15 protein-coding genes and 1 riboswitch are annotated in these 17045 nt (G+C 67.4%); of the genes, 5 read left to right on the top strand and 10 right to left on the bottom strand.

Annotated elements, in window-relative coordinates; all coding sequences use genetic code 11:
- Positions 1 to 128: 128 nt before the first annotated feature.
- From JNG39_RS18360 to JNG39_RS18350, 3 genes are all read right to left on the bottom strand, one after another.
- A complete protein-coding gene (locus JNG39_RS18360; protein WP_247371313.1) occupies positions 129 to 1157 on the bottom strand; it encodes a ribonucleotide-diphosphate reductase subunit beta in 1029 nt (342 codons plus the stop codon).
- On the bottom strand, positions 1157 to 3670 hold the full coding sequence (locus JNG39_RS18355; RefSeq protein WP_368313427.1) for a ribonucleoside-diphosphate reductase subunit alpha: 2514 nt from the start codon (positions 3668 to 3670) through the stop codon (positions 1157 to 1159). The genes JNG39_RS18360 and JNG39_RS18355 overlap by 1 nt, the downstream gene beginning before the upstream one ends.
- A gap of 127 nt (positions 3671 to 3797) precedes the next feature.
- A riboswitch (cobalamin riboswitch) is annotated at positions 3798 to 4011 on the bottom strand.
- Positions 4012 to 4160: 149 nt separating this feature from the next.
- Positions 4161 to 4655, bottom strand: a complete 495-nt coding sequence (locus JNG39_RS18350) for a DUF2501 domain-containing protein (protein ID WP_368313426.1) — start codon at positions 4653 to 4655, stop codon at positions 4161 to 4163.
- 323 nt (positions 4656 to 4978) lie between these two features.
- On the opposite strand from JNG39_RS18350, the gene JNG39_RS18345 reads away from it, so the two are divergent.
- Both JNG39_RS18345 and JNG39_RS18340 read left to right on the top strand, forming a co-directional pair.
- Positions 4979 to 5818 (top strand): NAD(P)H-binding protein, encoded by an 840-nt coding sequence (locus JNG39_RS18345; RefSeq protein ID WP_368313425.1) that lies wholly within the window; start codon positions 4979 to 4981, stop codon positions 5816 to 5818.
- 105 nt (positions 5819 to 5923) lie between these two features.
- Positions 5924 to 8374 (top strand): glucose/quinate/shikimate family membrane-bound PQQ-dependent dehydrogenase, encoded by a 2451-nt coding sequence (locus tag JNG39_RS18340; RefSeq protein WP_368313424.1) that lies wholly within the window; start codon positions 5924 to 5926, stop codon positions 8372 to 8374.
- A gap of 62 nt (positions 8375 to 8436) precedes the next feature.
- Here the strand turns inward: JNG39_RS18340 and JNG39_RS18335 are convergent, their stop codons facing one another.
- Complete coding sequence (locus JNG39_RS18335; RefSeq protein ID WP_368313423.1) at positions 8437 to 9648, bottom strand: MFS transporter; 1212 nt, start codon at positions 9646 to 9648, stop codon at positions 8437 to 8439.
- Positions 9649 to 9750: 102 nt separating this feature from the next.
- Between JNG39_RS18335 and JNG39_RS18330 the strand changes: the two genes are divergently transcribed.
- The gene (locus JNG39_RS18330) at positions 9751 to 10527 is read left to right on the top strand and encodes a helix-turn-helix domain-containing protein (protein WP_368313422.1); all 777 of its coding nucleotides are present in this window, start codon (positions 9751 to 9753) and stop codon (positions 10525 to 10527) included.
- A 119-nt stretch (positions 10528 to 10646) separates the two neighbouring features.
- Here the strand turns inward: JNG39_RS18330 and JNG39_RS18325 are convergent, their stop codons facing one another.
- Positions 10647 to 11144, bottom strand: coding sequence for a gluconokinase (locus JNG39_RS18325; RefSeq protein WP_368313421.1), 498 nt, complete (start codon positions 11142 to 11144; stop codon positions 10647 to 10649).
- Between the two features lie 86 nt (positions 11145 to 11230).
- On the opposite strand from JNG39_RS18325, the gene ltaE reads away from it, so the two are divergent.
- A complete protein-coding gene (ltaE, locus tag JNG39_RS18320; RefSeq protein WP_368313523.1) occupies positions 11231 to 12244 on the top strand; it encodes a low-specificity L-threonine aldolase in 1014 nt (337 codons plus the stop codon).
- A gap of 101 nt (positions 12245 to 12345) precedes the next feature.
- Here the strand turns inward: ltaE and JNG39_RS18315 are convergent, their stop codons facing one another.
- The 4 genes from JNG39_RS18315 to JNG39_RS18300 all read right to left on the bottom strand — a co-directional run bounded on the left by JNG39_RS18315 (position 12346) and on the right by JNG39_RS18300 (position 15490).
- The gene (locus tag JNG39_RS18315; protein WP_368313420.1) at positions 12346 to 13128 is read right to left on the bottom strand and encodes an N-acetylmuramoyl-L-alanine amidase; all 783 of its coding nucleotides are present in this window, start codon (positions 13126 to 13128) and stop codon (positions 12346 to 12348) included.
- Positions 13128 to 13592 (bottom strand): hypothetical protein, encoded by a 465-nt coding sequence (locus JNG39_RS18310; RefSeq protein WP_368313419.1) that lies wholly within the window; start codon positions 13590 to 13592, stop codon positions 13128 to 13130. The genes JNG39_RS18315 and JNG39_RS18310 overlap by 1 nt, the downstream gene beginning before the upstream one ends.
- 90 nt (positions 13593 to 13682) lie before the next feature.
- Entirely contained in the window at positions 13683 to 14795 is a 1113-nt protein-coding gene (gene zapE / locus JNG39_RS18305) for a cell division protein ZapE (RefSeq protein ID WP_368313418.1), read from the bottom strand.
- Positions 14792 to 15490, bottom strand: a complete 699-nt coding sequence (locus tag JNG39_RS18300) for an alpha/beta hydrolase (protein WP_368313417.1) — start codon at positions 15488 to 15490, stop codon at positions 14792 to 14794. The genes zapE and JNG39_RS18300 overlap by 4 nt, the downstream gene beginning before the upstream one ends.
- A 47-nt stretch (positions 15491 to 15537) precedes the next feature.
- On the opposite strand from JNG39_RS18300, the gene JNG39_RS18295 reads away from it, so the two are divergent.
- Complete coding sequence (locus JNG39_RS18295; RefSeq protein ID WP_368313416.1) at positions 15538 to 16149, top strand: ACP phosphodiesterase; 612 nt, start codon at positions 15538 to 15540, stop codon at positions 16147 to 16149.
- A gap of 135 nt (positions 16150 to 16284) precedes the next feature.
- Here JNG39_RS18295 and JNG39_RS18290 read toward each other — a convergent pair whose 3' ends face one another.
- The gene (locus tag JNG39_RS18290) at positions 16285 to 16782 is read right to left on the bottom strand and encodes a cytochrome c5 family protein (protein WP_368313522.1); all 498 of its coding nucleotides are present in this window, start codon (positions 16780 to 16782) and stop codon (positions 16285 to 16287) included.
- Positions 16783 to 17045: the final 263 nt, after the last annotated feature.

Genomic DNA, 17045 nt, shown 5'->3' with positions numbered 1-17045 from the left:
CATTCTATCGCGGAATGTTGCGCTGCCGCATCGCCGCTCCGTTGGCTTTCGCCGATGCGATCGGCTCCCACCCCTCCGGTAGCGGACATTCTATCGAAGGGGTGGAGCCGATCGTAGCGGCGACGGGATCAGAACGCCTGGTCGAACGACACCTCGCCCTGCACGCCCACCTGGTACGACGACACCCGCCGCTCGAAGAAGTTGGTGAGTTCCTGGACGTCCTGCAGGTCCATGAAGTCGAACGGGTTCTTCGCCCCGTACTTCTTCGGCATGTCCAGCTGCACGAGGCGCTGGTCGGCGCAGTATTCGAGGTACTGGCGCATGTCGTTCACCGACAGGCCGGCCACGCCGCCGGAGAGCACGTCCTGGGCGAACTGCGTCTCGCAGGCGATGGCGTCTTCCAGCATCTCTTCCACCTGCCGGCGCATTTCCTCGTCGAAGAGATCCGGCTCCTGCTCGCGCACCGTGCGCACCACGTCGAAGGCGAAGGCCATGTGGCCCGACTCGTCGCGGAACACCCAGTTGGTGCCCGAGGCGAGACCGTGCAGCAGGCCGCGCGAACGCAGGTAATACACGTAGGCGAAGGCGGCGAAGAAGAACAGGCCCTCGATGCACGCGGCGAAGCAGATGAGGTTCAGCAGGAACTGGCGGCGATGCTCGCGGGTTTCCAGGCGGTGGATGTCCTGGATCGAGTCGATCCACTTGAAGCAGAACTCGCCCTTCTGGCGGATCGAGGGGATGTTCTCGATGGCGGCGAAGGCCTTGTTGCGCTCCGACGGCTCCGGAATGTAGGTGTCCAGCAGCGTGAGGTAGAACTGCACGTGCAGCGCTTCCTCGTAGAGCTGGCGCGAGAGGAACATGCGCGCCTCGGGCGAGTTCACGTGCTGGTAGAGGTTCAGCACGAGGTTGTTCGACACGATGGTGTCGCCCGTGGCGAAGAACGCCACGAGCCGGTGGATGAGGTGGCGGTCGGCGTCCGACATCTTCGACTTCAGGTCGGTCACGTCGAGCGAGAAGTCCACTTCCTCCACCGTCCAGGTGTTGCGGATGGCGGCGCGATACATCTCGTAGAACTTCGGGTAACGCATGGGGCGCAGCGTCAGCTCGAAGCCGGGGTCGAGGAGATGCGAATCGCGGGTGATGGGGCTGGCGGACATTACTGGCAGGCCTCGCAGTATTCGGGGTTTTCGAGCGAGCAGAACACCGCGGCGGTGGCCTGTTCCTGGGCGTCGACCGGCGGCGCGACCGGTGCCGAGGCGGCCGCGCTGACCGTGGTCTTGGCGATGCGCGTGGCGGGGCGCGAGCGCAGGTAGTAGGTGGTCTTCACGCCCGACTTCCAGGCGTACATGTACATCGATGAAAGCTGGCCGATGTTCGGGTTTTCCATGAACAGGTTCAGCGACTGGCTCTGGTCGATGTACGCGCCGCGGGCGGCAGCGAGGTCGATCAATGCCTTCTGCGGCAGTTCCCACACGGTGCGGTACACCGCGCGCAGCTGGGCCGGGATGGCGGCCACGCCCTGCACCGAACCTTCGGCCAGCTTGATCTGGTCTCGGATGTCGGCGGTCCACAGGCCCAGCGTCTTCAGTTCTTCGACGAGGTAGCGGTTGACCACGAGGAAGTCGCCCGAGAGCGTCTCGCGCTTGAACAGGTTGGATACCTGCGGCTCGATGCACTCGTAGCAGCCGGCGATCGAGGCGATGGTCGCGGTGGGCGCGATGGCGATGAGCAGCGAGTTGCGCAGGCCGTGCTGCTGGATCTTCGCGCGCAGCTCGGCCCAGCGGTCGTCCTTGCCGTTGGGCGTGGCGGCCGGCCAGTAGTCGAACTGGAGCTCGCCGTTGGCGGCGCGGCTCTCGTCGAAGCCCGGATGGGCGCCGTCGCGCTCGGCGATCTCGTTGGACATCGACAGCGCGTGGAAGTAGATCTCCTCCGAGATGCGCGTGGACAGCGCGCGCGCCTCGTCGGAATCGAACGGCAGCCGCAGCTTGAAGAACACGTCCTGCAGGCCCATCACGCCCAGGCCGACGGGACGCCATTTCTCGTTGGCCGTCTTCGCCGTGGCGATCGGGTAGAAGTTGAGGTCGATCACGCGGTTGAGCTGGCGCACGGCGGTGCGCACGGTGGAGGCGAGCTTGTCGAAATCGAACGCGCCGTCGACCACGTGGCGCGAGAGGTTCACCGAGCCGAGGTTGCAGACGGCCGTTTCGCCCTCGTTGGTGACCTCGAGGATCTCGGTGCACAGGTTCGACAGGTGGATGACGTTTTCCGGACGCGCGGTCTGGTTGCTCGTGGCGTTGGAGCGATCCTTGAAGGTCATCCAGCCGTTGCCGGTCTGCGCAAGCGAACGCAGCATGCGGGCGTAGAGTTCGCGCGCCTTGATCGTCTTCACCGCCAGGCCCTCGGCCTCGGCCTTCTCGTAGGCGGCGTCGAAGGTGGCGCCCCAGGTATCGACGAAGTGCGGCACGATCTTCGGGTCGAACAGCGACCAGTCGCCGTCGCTCTCCACGCGGCGCATGAAGATGTCGGGCACCCAGTTGGCGAGGTTGAGGTTGTGCGTGCGGCGGGCGTCGTCGCCGGTGTTCTCGCGCAGTTCGAGGAATTCCTCGATGTCGGCATGCCAGCTTTCCAGGTACACGCAGGCCGCGCCCTTGCGTTTGCCGCCCTGGTTCACGGCGGCGACCGAGGCGTCGAGCGTCTTCAGCCACGGCACGAGCCCGTTGGAGTGGCCGTTGGTGCCGCGGATCAGCGAGCCGCGCGAACGGATGCGCGAATAGGCCAGGCCGATGCCGCCGGCGAACTTCGACAGCTGGGCCACGTCGCCGTACTTGGCGTAGATCGAGGCCAGGTCGTCCTGCGGCGAATCGAGCAGGAAGCACGAGGACAGCTGCTCGTGCGCGGTACCGGCGTTGAACAGCGTCGGCGAGCTGGCGAGGTATTCCAGCGAGGAGAGCATGCGGTACAGCTCGAGCGTCTCGGTCACGTCGTTGCCGCCGAGCGCGCAGGCGATGCGCATGAAGAAATACTGCGGCGTCTCGATGACGAAGCGCTTGGTCGGGTGGCGCAGCAGGTAGCGGTCATACACCGTGCGCAGGCCGAAGTATTCGAAGCGGCGCGAGGCGGCGGTGTCGATGGCGTCGTTGAGCTTGCGCGCGTTGACCTGCACGAAGTCGCGCAGGCGGGTGTTGAGGATGCCCAGTTCGGCGCCGGTGGCGATCGACTGCGAGAACGACTGGATCTCCTGCCCGGCCACTTCCTTGTCGATGAAGGCCGATAGCAGGCGCGCGGCGAGCTGGCCGTATTCCGGTTCCTCGGCGGTGAGCGCGGCGGACGTGCGGATCGAGAGCTGGTCGAGCTCCTGCGTGGTGGCGCCGTCGTAGAGGCCGCCGATCGTCTTCAGCGCCACGCGCATCGGATCGACCGAGTACAGGCCGTCGGCGCTGCGGGTCACCGCGCGCACGATCTTGTTCACGTCGACGGTTTCCTGGCCGCCGTTGCGCTTGGTCACGCGCATCTGGCCGGGGTTGTGCGGCGGGGTGAGGGCGAACGCGGGCGGGGCGTCGTTGCGGTAGCCGGCGGCGGGGGCCTTCTCGCTGCCGGGAGCGGTGGTGGGGTGGGAGGCCGTGTCGGCCGTCTCGGTGCGCTCGCGCGCGGCGGAATCCATCGTGGTCATTCTGGCGTACCCCATGAAACTGGTTCGACGCAGTGGAGACACGCGGAAACGGCCGGGACGGAGCCCGCGAAGGCTCCGGTCACGACGTGCCTCCCCGCGGAAGCCGCCACCACCCTCATCGACGCCGGTCGTGGCGTCGACTGCTGGCAGGTCTTCGGACTCGTGGACGGGGGCTTTCGCCGGGCCTACCCGGGGCTTCCCGGTCTTCGTTCAAGACCAGTGCCTCGTTCCGGGGTCGTTTCCACTTACCGCTGCGGGGCAGTTCCGGATTCGCACCGGATTCCCTATTAGTTCCGACGGGCAGTCGCGCCTCCTCGGACACCAGCGGGACACACGATATAGGCGAGGCAGGGGGAGGTCAACACAAGATGTAGGGTAAATGACCTATGTGCTTGCTTTGCCGGGCAAAGGCGGTCGCGGAGCCGGCGTCGCGGCGACGGGATGGGCCGGGACCGCCATCGCCGGCAAAGCCGGCTCCCGAAAGGCTCCGTTACATGCCCACCCACTTCTTGCCCTGCTTGAGCACCGCATCGCACACCTTGCGCGTCACCTGGGCCTTGAGATCGCCCCCGGCACCGCCCTGGGCGCCGGCCAGGTCGAGGGTCTTGCCGTCGCCGCTGCGGAGCAGGCCCTTGGCCCCGTCGAGGTAGCCCTTGTCCTGGGTGGGTTGCACGGCGGGGGTGGTGGTCTTCTTGCCCAGCTTGCTCATCAGGCCGCTGGAGGCGTCATTGCTGGCCGCCGTCGTGTCACCCGAGCCCAGCTTGCCGAGCAGCTGGTCCTTCACGCCCGCGGCGTCGCTGTGGCCGCCCAGGTAGTTATTGCTGATGCAGTACTGGATGACACCGGCGGCGTTGCCCATGCTGCCGGAGGTCAGCGAGCCCCCGGACCCGCCCATGAGGCCGCCGAGCTTGTCGAGCTGGCCGGCCGCGGCGCTGCCGCTGGCCAGGGTGAAGGTGAGCGCGAGGCCGGCGAGGACGGTCTTCATGACGTGACTCCCTATGGGCATTCGAGTGCGTCATTGATACCCCTCCTGCCGTTAGCCCGGCGTCGTCATGGCCATCGACAAAGGCCGTGCCGGAGTGCCGACAACGTGCATGGAGCTTTTACGGTGGAGGGCTGAACGCGACATCGATCCCGCGACGGTTCAGGCGGACGTCGGTCGAGGTGTAAACCATGTCCTGGCACACCTGTCAGCCATGTGTCCGGTCCGATCGATGACAAAACGTCAGCGGAGTAACCACCGCACGTCGCTTCAGTCACGGATCGGCACGGCCTAACCTGTGCTCCGTCACCCCACGGAGAAACCCCATGTACGCCATCACCGGTATCACCGGCCAGGTCGGCGCCTCGCTCGCCGAGGCCCTCACCCAGGCCGGCCGGCCTTTCCGCGCCGTCGTCCGTCAGGCCGCCAAGGGCCGCGCCTTCGCCGACTTCGCCGTGGCCGACCTCGACGACACCGCCGCGCTCACCCAGGCCTTCGACGGCGCCGAAGCGGTGTTCGTGCTGCTGCCGCCCACGTTCGATCCGTCGCCCGGCTACACCGAGTCGCGCCGTACCATCGCCTCGATACGCGAGGCCCTGCTCACGGCGAAGCCCGCCCGGGTGGTGGCGCTGTCCACCATCGGCGCCGACGCCGTCGAGGACAACCTGCTCTCGCAACTCGCGCACATGGAGCGCGAGCTCGCCACGTTGCCCATGCCGGTGACCTTCCTGCGCGCCGCGTGGTTCATCGAAAACGCGCAGTGGGACATCCCCATGGCGCGCGACGAAGGCGTCATCGACAGCTACCTGCAACCGCTCGACCGGCGCATCGCGATGGTGGCGACGAAGGACATCGGCCGCCTCGCCGCGACGCTGCTCGACGAGCCGGGACAGGGGGTTCGCGTGGTGGAACTGGAAGGACCGGAGCGCGTGAGCCCGAACGACATCGCCGCATCGCTCACGCGCGCGCTGGGTCGCGAGGTGACGGCGCGTGTCGTGCCGCGCGATGCGTGGGAGGCCCGTTTTCGTGCGCAAGGCATGAACCATCCGCATCCGCGCATGCGCATGATCGACGGGTTCAACGAGGGCTGGATCGATTTCGGCACGTCGTCGGTCAAGGGTTTGACGGGGCTGGACGAAGTCATCGCCGAACTGTCGTCGCGATGACCGGTGATGAGTCGCGCGTTTCACGACGCGTGACCCGGTCACGCCTCCACCTCGGATTCACGCTCTCGCCCCCACGCTTTGCGGGAGGATCCCGAGGGTGAAGCCATGTACGTAAGAACTCGCGCCTTTCACCCGATGACGGTGTTCACCGCCTTCGTCTTCGCGGCCTACGGCGCGGTCTTGCTCTGGGGAGGCCTCCAGCTGCTGCACGTCGGCGGGTCGCCCTATTACCTGGTGGCCGGTCTGGTGACGCTGCTGTCGGCGTTGCTGCTCCTGCTGCGATCGCGCATGGGCGTGTACCTGTTCTCGTTCCTGCTGATCGGCACCGCCGCGTGGGCCGTATGGGAAGTGCACCTGGACTGGTGGCAACTGCTGACCCGCCTGGACCTCTGGTTCGCGCTCGGCCTATGGCTGTTGTTGCCGTGGTCGCGTCGCGGCCTCACCCCGGGCCGTTTCACCAATACGGCCCGGGGCACGGGTGGCGGGTTCCTTTTCCTTGCGCTGCTCGTGGTCGCGGCGGTCGGTGCGGCCGGTGCGCTGCATCCCGAACCCGACCTCGGGGGCTCGCTGCCCATGGCTGCCGTCGCCGGCCCGCAAGGAGATCGTGCGATGCGTCCGGACGCCGACTGGACTGACTACGGCGGTTCGCCGTTCGGGCAGCGCTATTCGCCGCTCACGCAGATCAATGCGGACAACGTGCAGCACCTCGACGTGGCATGGAAGATCCAGACCGGCGATATGCCGGGACCGGGCGATCCCACCGAAACCACCGCGGAAAACACGCCGCTCAAGATCGGCGACACCGTCTACCTGTGCACCCCGCATAGCCGTGTGATCGCCGTGGACGCGGCCACCGGCGCGAGGCGCTGGGAGTTCGATCCCCAGTTGCAGAGCCCCGTCGGATTCAAGCATTGGGAGCACATGACCTGCCGCGGCGTGTCGTATCACGACGACGCGAAATACGCATCGGCCCAGGCCCCCGCGCCGGCGACGACGGCGCCCGCATCCGCGTCCAGCACATGGGTACCGACGGCCACCGCTTCGGCCATCTGCCCACGCCGCCTGTTCCTCCCCACGGCGGACGCGCGCCTGATCGCGCTCGATGCCGACACGGGCAAGCCGTGCGCCGACTTCGGCAACCAGGGCACCGTCGACCTGCGCGCGAACATCGGACCGTTCACCCCCGGCGGCTATTACTCCACGTCGCCGCCGGCGGTAACGCGTGACCTGGTCATCATCGGCGGGCACGTCACCGACAACGAATCCACGAACGAGCCGTCCGGCGTGATCCGCGCGTACGACGTGCACGACGGCCACCTGGTGTGGAACTGGGACCCGGGCAAGCCCGACGACACCGCGCCCATCGCGGCGGGCGACACCTACACGCGCAACTCGCCCAACGTGTGGTCGCTCTTCAGCGTGGACGAATCGCTGGGCATGGTCTACCTGCCGATGGGCAACCAGACGCCCGACCAGTTCGCCGGCACCCGTACGCCCACCTCGGAGAAATTCGGCGCGGGCATCGTCGCCCTCGACATCGCCACCGGCAAGCTGCGCTGGAACTACCAGTTCACCCACCACGACCTGTGGGACATGGACGTCGGCGGCCAGCCGACCCTCATCGACCTGAAGACCGCCGACGGCATGAAGCCCGCGCTGGTGGCGTCCACCAAGCAGGGCAGCGTCTACGTGCTCGATCGCCGCGACGGCACGCCCATCGTGCCGATCCATGAAGTGGCGCGCCCACAAGGCGCGGTGCCCGGCGACCACACGTCGCCGACGCAGCCGTTGTCGGAACTCAATTTCGCGCCGCCCGACGTGCGCGAACGGGACATGTGGGGCACCACGCCGCTCGACCAGCTGTGGTGCCGCGTGCGTTTCCGCTCGCTGCGTTACGACGGCATGTTCACCCCGCCGTCGGAGCAGGGTTCGCTCGTGTTCCCTGGCAACTTCGGCGTGTTCGACTGGGGCGGCGTGTCGGTGGATCCCACGCGACAGCTCATGCTCATCAACCCGAGTTACATGGCCTTCCAATCGCGGCTGATTCCCAAGGACGAGCTGGCGCAAACGGAGGTCGCGGAGTCGAAAAGCGAGACCCAGGGCATCAAGCAGGCCAAGGGGATTCCCTACGCCATCGAGCTGCAGCCGTTCCTCTCGCCGCTGGGCATCCCTTGCCAGGCGCCGCCTTGGGGTTACGTCGCGGGCGTCGACCTGGGTACCGGGCGGATGATGTGGCGCCACAAGAACGGCACCATCGTCGACAGCGCGCCGTTGCCGATCCCGATGCCGCTGGGCGTGCCCAGCATGGGCGGCATGCTCACCACCGCGGGTGGCGTCACGTTCCTGAGCGGCACGCTCGACAACTACATCCGCGGGTACGACGTGCGCACCGGGCACAAGCTATGGGAGGCCCGCTTGCCCGCGGGTGGCCAGGCCACGCCGATGAGCTATGCGGATGCGAGCGGGCGGCAGTACGTGCTCGTCGTCGCGGGCGGCCATGGTTCGCTCGGGACGAAGCAGGGCGATTGGGTGATCGCGTATGCGCTGCCGAAATAACGGCCGAAACGTGCTTCACCCCGCCTGGTAGGAGCCGCTGAAGCGGCTCCTACCAGGCAGAGTCAGTTCGTCGGGCGCTTGCGGTTGGGCAGGAACGCCGCCAGCAACCCGATCAACGGCAGGAACGCGCACACCTGGTACACCGCCTCGATGCCGATGTGGTCGGCCAGTTCGCCCAGTCCCGCGGCACCGAGCCCACCCATCCCGAACGAGAAGCCGAAGAACAGCCCGGAGATCATGCCCACCTTGCCCGGCACCAGTTCCTGGGCGAACACCACGATCGCGGGAAACGCCGAGGCGAGGATCAAGCCGATCGCCATCGTAAGCGGCGCCGTCCAGAACAGGCTCGCGTGCGGCAGCAGCAGCGTGAACGGCAACGCGCCGAGGATCGAGAACCATATGACGTGCTTGCGCCCGAAGCGGTCGCCGAGCGGGCCGCCCAGCACCGTGCCGACGGCCACCGCGCCGAGGAACACGAACAGGTGCAACTGCGCGCTCTCCACCGACACGCCGAAGCGGTGGATCAGGTAGAAGGTGAAGTAGCTCGTGAGGCTGGCGAGGTAGACGTACTTGGAGAAGATCAGGGCCAGCAGCACGGCGATACCGCGACGGGCCTCGGCGCTCGTCGGTACCGTCACGTGGTGCGTGCCGCCCGCCTTCAGGCGGGTGAGGCCGTGGTGGCGATACCACTGGCCCACGTTCCACAGGATGGCGCCGGAGAGCAGGGCGAGCATCGCGAAAAAGGCGAGGCTCGACTGGCCCCAGCGCACTACCACGATGGCCGCGGCCAGCGGGCCCAGCGCCTGACCGGCGTTGCCGCCCACCTGGAACAGCGACTGGGCGAGACCGTGGCGGCCGCCCGAGGCCATGCGCGCCACGCGCGAGGATTCGGGATGGAATACCGACGAACCCATGCCCAGCAGCGAGGCCCCGACCAGCAGCATCGGGTAGGTGTGCGCCACCGAGAGCACCAGCAGTCCGGCCAGGGAGAACAGCGTGCCGCCGGGAAGGGCGAGCGGTGTCGGCCGGCGGTCGGCGTACAGGCCCACCAGCGGCTGCAGGATCGAAGCGGTGATCTGGTAGGTCAGCGTGATCAGGCCGATCTGGCCGAAGTCGAGGTGGAAACCCTCCTTCAGGCCCGGATAGATGGCCGGCAGCAACGACTGCATCATGTCGTTGAGCAGGTGGCAGAAGCTGATGGCGAAGATCACGCCGTAGACGGTGGGGCTGGTGGCGCGCGGGGCGTCCGCCTCGGCGCTGGCGGGGGCTTGCATCGGGATGTCCTGGGGAAAAGGAGCGGGTACGCGTATGAGAACACGCTCAAGGACTGTCCCGCGCTAGGATATGGGTCAGAAGCCTTCGCGAACGGGACAACCATGACCCAGCACGATGCCGACGCCTTCGAGGCCGTGCCCCGGCCGGTCGTGTCGCGGGCCAACGTCTACCCCGCCTCCTTTGAACTGGCGACCCATCGGCACCGCCGAGGGCAACTGCTCTACGCGTCGCGGGGGACGGTGGCCGTGACGACGCCCTTCGGCGCATGGATCGCACCGCCCGAGCGCGCCGTGTGGATTCCCGGGGGAACACCGCATTCGGTGCGGATGATCGGCGCGGTGAACACCAACAGCGTCTATCTGGAAACGATGGTGACCGGCGCCTTGGGCGAAGCATGCCGGGTGCTTTCGGTCTCGCCCCTGCTTCGCGCCCTGCTGGTCGAGGCGGCCGCCGTGCCGCGCGAATACGACCCGGCTGGTCGCGACGGCTTGCTGATGTCGCTGGTGGTGGCGGAGATCGCGCGCGCACCGACGGTGCCCCTCGCACTGCCCTTGCCGACGCATGCCGCGCTGTCGGCACGTTGCGCGCGATTCCTCGAACGGCCGACGGTGACCGAAGCCATCGACGGCTGGGCCGACGATCTTTCGATGCATCGTCGCAGCTTCACGCGACTGTTCCGGCGCGAAACGGGCATGAGTTTCGCGCAGTGGCGTCAGCAGGCGTGCCTGCTGTCCGCGTTGCCGAGGCTGGCGGCGGGCGAGTTGGTGACGGCGATCGCGCTCGACCTGGGCTACGAGAGCGCGACGAGTTTTTCGACGATGTTCCGCCGAGCGCTCGGGAAGGCGCCGAGCGCGTATCGCGGGGTCCAGGAGCCGTAGCGGCGCCCGGCGATAACCGGTCACGAGGCGCTGGGCTCCCGCGTGCGCAGGAGCGATGAGCCGCGGGATGGAAACGTTCGTCGTTCCTGCGCATGCAGGAACCCAGCGCCTTGCGTGTCCTATGTGCGACGCGCTTCCCTACGGCACTTTTCCCGTATGACGTCTTCGATTACGTCCGCGGGCGACTCCCCGATATCCACCCACAAGGCCTCGTCGCGCGACGGCTCTTCCAGCGTCGCCAACTGGCTATCGAGCAAGGCCGGATCGAAGAAATGCCCGCTGCGGTGGGCCAGGCGATCGGCCAGCAACTCGCGCGACCCGCGCAGGTAAACGAAGCGCACGTCGTCGCGCCCCTGCCGCAGGAAATCGCGATAGCGCCGCTTGAGCGCGGAGCAGGCGAGCACCAGGCCGTCATGCCGCTGCATCTCCGCCACGATGGCTTCGAGCCACGGCTGCCGGTCGGCGTCGTCCAGCGGCAGGCCGCGGGCCATCTTGTCGCGATTGGCCTGGGGGTGCAGGTGGTCGCCGTCCACGAACGGCACGCCCAGGCGCTGGGCCAGTCCCTCGCCGATCGTGCTCTTGCCGCTGCCGGATACGCCCATGACGATGGTGATCATGGCCCGATCATGCCGCAGGTGCGTACATGGCATCGTGAACGCCTTCGCGTACCATCGGCGATTCCTTCCCGATGATCCGTTTCGCGATGAAGACGATCGACCTGCGCAGCGACACCGTCACCCTGCCCACCGACGCGATGCGCGAGGCGATGCTGCGTGCCCCGGTCGGCGACGACGTCTACGGCGAAGACCCCGCGGTCAACGCCCTGCAGGATCGCCTCGCGGCGGACCTCGGCTTCGCCGCCGCGCTGTTCGTGCCCACCGGCACGCAGAGCAACCTGCTCGGCCTCATGGCGCACTGCGAGCGGGGCGACGAATACATCGTGGGTGCCGACGCGCACACCTATCGCTTCGAAGGCGGCGGCGCCGCGGTGCTGGGTTCCATCCAGCCCCAGCCCATCCCGCAGGACGCCGACGGCAGCCTGCCGCTGGACAAGGTGGAGGCGGCCATCAAGCCGGTCGATCCGCATTTCGCGCGGTCGAAAGTGCTGGCGCTGGAAAACACCTGGCACGGCCGCACGCTCGTTTTCGATTACCTCGGCCGGGCGCGCGAGCTGGCCACCCGCCGGGGCCTGAAACTTCATCTGGACGGCGCGCGCATGTACAACGCGGCCGTGGCCTACGGGAAATCACCGCGCGAGGTGGCGGCCGGTTTCGACAGCGTGTCGGTGTGTCTGTCCAAGGGGCTCGGTGCGCCGGTGGGTTCGGTGCTGCTGGGCGACGTGGCCTTCATCGATCGCGCACGCCGCTGGCGCAAGGTGGCGGGGGGCGGTTGGCGCCAGGCCGGCATGCTGGCCGCGGCGGCGATGCATGCGCTCGACCATCACGTGGAGCGCTTGGCCGACGACCATGCACGCGCGCATCGGTTAGCAGAAGGATTGCGTCGCATCGAAGGACTCACCGTGAGGGCGCAGCACACCAACATGGTGTTCGTCGACGTGCCGGCGCCGCGGCTGACGGATCTCGCCGCGCACATGACGGCGGCGGGTGTGCGGTTGAGCATCGGCTACCTGCCGTCGGTGCGGCTGGTGACGCATCTGGACATCGACGACGAGGCGGTCGAGCGGACGATCGAGGCGTTCGCTTCGTTTTCGTACTGAGGCTTTTCGCCGATACGATCGGCTCCCACCCCGCCGGTAGGAAGGTTGCTACCGAAGGGGTGGGAGCCGATCGTATCGGCGAATCCGGCGGGCGTCGGCTTTCAGGACCGCGGCGCCATCAGCTTCCGCTGCAACGAATAGAGGATCGACGCATCCGTCGCGTCGAGCGTCTCGCTCTCCATCCCGCGGTAATGCCGATGGAAGGCCACGATGGCCGTGCGCGGATTGGACACGTCGTAGCCCACCATCCGTATCGCCGCGAGGCTGTCGAACCCCGGCGGGGCCGGGATGAGCGGCTGATCGGGCCATAGCCCGAACCCGTAGCGCGCCAGCGTGCTCCAGGGAAACAGCGCGCTGGGATCGTTCTTGCGGCCCGGGGCGATATCGCCATGTCCCACCACCGCCTCGCGCGGGATACCCAGTCGCGAGGTGAGATCGGCCAACAGGTTCACCAGGGCCTGGATCTGCGGCTGGGTGAATGGGGAAACGCCGTTGTTGTCGATCTCGATGCCGATCGACGAGGAGTTGATGTCGGTCATGCCCGCCCAGCGCGATGCGCCGGCATGCCAGGCACGGGCACCGTCGTCGACGAGCTGGTCGATGCGGCCATCGGCTTCCACGAGGTAATGGGCACTGACCTGCCCCTCGCTATTGCGGCTCTTCAGGATGCGCAGGGCCTCCGCGGCGTTCGCCGTGGAGGTGTGGTGCAGCACGATGAGCTGTGCCTTGCGCGCGTTGAAATTGGGCGAGGGCGACCAGTGCGCCAGCGCACTGCGTTGCGGGGCGACGGTGGGTGCCGATGCGCAGGCCCCCAGCAGGGCCAGCACGGCCGCCACCGCCGCGATGCGCACGACGTGCACGGTACGCGCGGGCCGGCCGTCCATCAGTCTTCGACCTTGAAGTCGCTGCTGGTGATGACCCAAGCGATCTTGTCGTCGTTGCTTCGGTCGCTGTCGTCGAATTCCTCGATGTCCCTGTTCGACGCGACGACGATCTGGAGGTCGACGCAGTCGTGGCCTTCGGAGAGCCATTCGGTCGCTTCCAGGGCCATGCCCTTGCGCTCGAGGTCGTCGTGCAGCCGCGGCATGTCGGTGTGCTTCAGTTCGATGCCGTCGTGGGACAGCTCGCCGCCTCGCACCTCGATATCGCAGAGCTTGTCGTCGAGGAAGCGCAGCAGCAGCCAGTCGCGGCCGTCGCCGTCGGTGTATTCGTCTTCGTCGTCCCACATGCCGTCGCCGGTCGGCGTGTAGCCGAGGGCGTCACGCAGGGCCGTGCGGCGCATGCCGAAGAAGATGTCGGTGTCGCCCCGGCGGATGCCGCGGCCGGGGATCAGTTCGCAATGTTCCATGGCGTACCTCTTGGGGAGTGCGGGGGGACCCGCCCGCAAAGCATGGCCTGTTTCCGGTGCTTGCCGCTAGCCGTCCGCAGGCCTTTCTTATCAGGGCTTGTGCTCACGGCCGAGGTAGTCTTCGCTCTGCATCTCGATGAGGCGGGATTCCGTGCGGCCGAATTCCGCGCGTACCTTCGTTCCGTCGTACAACTCGGTGATCGGCGCGGCGGCCGAAAGAACGAGCTTCACGTGGCGGTCGTAGAACTCGTCGACCAGCAGCACGAAGCGCTTGGCTTCATTCTCGGAGTACGCGGTGAACTGCGGCACGTTGGAAACGATGACGGCGGGATAGGCCTTGGCCAGCTCGATGTAATCGGACACCGCGCGCGGTCCTTCGCACAAGGCGGCGAAGTCGAACCAGACGATGTTGTCGGCCCGTTTTCGCACCGGGACGTGACGCGCATTGAGATGAATCGTACCGTCGTCGACGATGTCGCCCTGTGCCTGTCCGTTGAAAATCTTCGCCAGCGAGCGCTCCGCCTCGGGGCCGGGAGGCACCAGGTAGACGGGCGCCTGGCTGAGCGCGCGCAGCCGCCAGTCGCGCGACGAGACCATCTCGTGCACCACGCAGTGCGCTTCGATGGCGGCGATGGCCGGCAGGAATCGCGCGCGTTGCAGGCCGTCCTTGTAGAGGCCGGACGGTGGCGTGTTCGAGGTGGTGACCAGCGTGACGCCACGCTCGAAGAGGCCTTCGAGTAGGGCGGAGAGGATCATCGCGTCGCCGATGTCGGTGACCAGGAACTCGTCGAGGCAGAGCACGCGGCACTTCGCGGCAAGCCGGGCGGCGACTTCGTCGAGCGGATTCTGCCGTTCGCCCAGCTCGCGCAGGGTGGCGTGGGTTTCCTGCATGAAGCGGTGGAAATGCCGGCGCAGGGCGAGCCCGGGCGACAGGCTGGACACGAAGAGATCCATGAGGAAGGTCTTGCCGCGGCCGACGCTGCCCCAAAGGTAAAGGCCGGGCACGGCCTTGCGCTGCTCGCCGCTCAACATCGTGCGCAGGCGGCCGAAGAGCCCCCCCGGCGTGTCGTCGGACGTGCACAACGCGGCGTGCAGGCGATCGAACTCCGCGATGACGGGAAGCTGGGCGGGATCGGACTCCCAGCGGTGTCCGGCGATGCCGTCGCGATAACGCTCGCCCGGCGTGGATGCGCTGCAGCTCATGCGGAGACGGGCGGTGGCGGCCAGTCTTTCACCGCGTGCTTGATGACGCCACGCAGGTCCATGAGGCGACGGTGGAAGAAGTGGCTGGTGTCTTCCATCTTCACCAGCACCGGACGACGGCCTTCGGGAAGGCCGTCGATCCAGTCGTAGACCGCCTGCGGTTCGACGATCTCGTCGGCATCGCCCATCACCACGAGCCAGCGGCACGACGGCAGCTCGATGGGGCCGAAGTCCCAGCCACGGCCCGCGGCGGGCGGGGCGATGCTGACGAGGCCCTCGGCACCCAGGCGTACGGCGTTGCGCAGGGTGACGTAGCTGCCGAAGGAGAACCCGGCGAGCCAGAGCGTGGCACCCGGCCGCACCTTGCGAGCCCAGGCGACCACCGCCGCGAGGTCGTCGCTCTCGCCGTTGCCCTGGTCGAATTCGCCTTCGGAGTGGCCCACGCTGCGGAAATTGAAGATGACGGTGTCGACGCCGGACTCGCGCAGCGCGCGCTCGACCATCGTGACCACCTTGTTGTGCATGCTGCCGCCGTCGGTGGACAGCGGATGGCAGATGACCGCGACGGCGTCGCGCCTACCCTCGGGCGCGGCGGCCCGTGCCTCGCATTCGAGCTTGCCAGCGGGACCGTCGAGCGCGAATCTTGCGGTTTCGTCCGGAAAGCGTTCCGGCGCCACGGAAAGTAGATCGTTCATCCCGTCATGATACCCGCTGCCCACGACAACCGCGCCGGAGCCCCGCCGTGAACGTGCTTGCCCATGCCTTGCTGGCCGGCGGCGATAGCGAGCTGCGCCTGGGTGGCACCCTCGGCGATTTCGTGAGGGGCACCCCCGACGAGGCGCTGCCGCCACGCGTGCGCCAGGGCATCTACCTGCACCGCGCCATCGACGGCTACACGGATAGCCATCCGGAGGTACGTGCGGCGCGCGAGCGCATGCCCGCGCCGTTTCGCCGTTACGCGGGCATCCTCCTCGACGTGTGGTTCGATCATTGCCTGGCGCGGGATTTCGCCCGCTGGAGCGACGAGCCGCTGGGGGCGTTCTCCGATAGCGTGCGCGCCGAGCTTCATGAGGCCGAGGCGATCCTCCCGGAGGGGCTCAAGCGGTTCCTTACCTATATGGACGCCAACGACCTGCCCGCCGGCTACATCGATCCCGACCGGGTGGCCGCGGCCTTCGGCGGGCTGTCGCGGCGGCTCTCGCGGGCCAATCCGGTGGCCGAGGCGATGCCGTTGCTGCTGGCGGACGATGGGGCGCTCAGGGACGCTTTCGACCGATTCTTTCCCGATTTGCGGATGTTCGCCTCGAACTGGATCGACGCCGAACCCGGCACGGTGCCGCGGCCCGCTCGGTAGGAGCCGCTTCAGCGGCGATCCGAGGTTACGACAGGGTTAGGTATCGCCGCTGAAGCGGCTCCTACCGAGCGGGCCGCCGACAAAAAAGGCCGCGATCGCTCGCGGCCTCTCTGTGTTACCGGCAACTGGTAAGCATTACTTCGCCTGATCGATCATCCACTTGACCGTATTGGTCATCTGCTCGTCGTTGAGTGCGGGGTTGCCGCCGCGGGCCGGCATGTGGTTGCCGTCCGGACCGGTGTAGCCCTCGATCGCGTGCTTGATCAGCGTGGCCGTGCCCTGGGCGATGCGGGCGCTCCAGGCGCCCTTGTCGCCCAGCTTCGGCGCACCGGCCACGCCGGCGGTGTGGCAGCTGTGGCAGAGATTGTCGTAGATGGTCTTGCCGTCGGTGCTGCCGCCATAGGCGACCTGCGCGGCGGCGGCCTTGGCGGCGGCATCCTGGGCGGCCTGCATCGCCGCGCGGCCGGTATCGCCGGCATACACGGCACCCGTGGGCGCGATCCGGGATTCGGTGCGCTTGGCCACCGCCGGGTCCTGCTCCTTGGGAATGTGACTGTAGATGGTGTATGCGATCACCATCAGGATCAGGGCCAGGACGCTCAGGCCCGCGGTCAGCCAGGAAAACTGGCGCATGAAGTTCTGGTCGGACTTGCTTGGAGAACCGCTCACGCATTGACTCCACTGGTTTTGGGTGTGCCGGCCCCCCTCCCCGGGGATTCGGCGTGCCTGCAAGCCGCGAAGCGGCGACGAACCTCGGCGAGTATAGGGGGAACCTTGGCGTTCGTCAGCGGTCTTGGGATCGCCCATGGCAGGGAGATGACGGGGGACATGCCGTCAGTCATGGTGCACCCCTGTCAACCGGCATTGTTCAATGCCGTTCCCCAACACCTATATTG

Origin of the sequence: Luteibacter sp. CQ10, assembly GCF_040900725.1 — a bacterium.
In the GTDB taxonomy this organism is placed as follows: Bacteria; Pseudomonadota; Gammaproteobacteria; order Xanthomonadales; family Rhodanobacteraceae; genus Luteibacter.
The sequence above is the reverse complement of the archived record's forward strand: the minus strand, read 5'-3'. Positions and strand labels throughout refer to the sequence as shown.

Excerpts from the sequence above, each read along its gene's own strand:
- JNG39_RS18345 (WP_368313425.1), top strand. The coding sequence starts at position 4,979 with ATGTACGCCATCACCGGTATCACCGGCCAGGTCGGCGCCTCGCTCGCC.
- JNG39_RS18335 (WP_368313423.1), bottom strand. The coding sequence starts at position 9,648 with ATGCAAGCCCCCGCCAGCGCCGAGGCGGACGCCCCGCGCGCCACCAGC.
- JNG39_RS18340 (WP_368313424.1), top strand. The coding sequence starts at position 5,924 with ATGTACGTAAGAACTCGCGCCTTTCACCCGATGACGGTGTTCACCGCC.
- JNG39_RS18290 (WP_368313522.1), bottom strand. The coding sequence starts at position 16,782 with ATGCGCCAGTTTTCCTGGCTGACCGCGGGCCTGAGCGTCCTGGCCCTG.
- JNG39_RS18330 (WP_368313422.1), top strand. The coding sequence starts at position 9,751 with ATGACCCAGCACGATGCCGACGCCTTCGAGGCCGTGCCCCGGCCGGTC.
- JNG39_RS18325 (WP_368313421.1), bottom strand. The coding sequence starts at position 11,144 with ATGATCACCATCGTCATGGGCGTATCCGGCAGCGGCAAGAGCACGATC.
- ltaE (WP_368313523.1), top strand. The coding sequence starts at position 11,231 with ATGAAGACGATCGACCTGCGCAGCGACACCGTCACCCTGCCCACCGAC.
- JNG39_RS18300 (WP_368313417.1), bottom strand. The coding sequence starts at position 15,490 with ATGAACGATCTACTTTCCGTGGCGCCGGAACGCTTTCCGGACGAAACC.
- zapE (WP_368313418.1), bottom strand. The coding sequence starts at position 14,795 with ATGAGCTGCAGCGCATCCACGCCGGGCGAGCGTTATCGCGACGGCATC.
- JNG39_RS18355 (WP_368313427.1), bottom strand. The coding sequence starts at position 3,670 with ATGACCACGATGGATTCCGCCGCGCGCGAGCGCACCGAGACGGCCGAC.
- JNG39_RS18360 (WP_247371313.1), bottom strand. The coding sequence starts at position 1,157 with ATGTCCGCCAGCCCCATCACCCGCGATTCGCATCTCCTCGACCCCGGC.
- JNG39_RS18315 (WP_368313420.1), bottom strand. The coding sequence starts at position 13,128 with ATGGACGGCCGGCCCGCGCGTACCGTGCACGTCGTGCGCATCGCGGCG.
- JNG39_RS18310 (WP_368313419.1), bottom strand. The coding sequence starts at position 13,592 with ATGGAACATTGCGAACTGATCCCCGGCCGCGGCATCCGCCGGGGCGAC.
- JNG39_RS18350 (WP_368313426.1), bottom strand. The coding sequence starts at position 4,655 with ATGAAGACCGTCCTCGCCGGCCTCGCGCTCACCTTCACCCTGGCCAGC.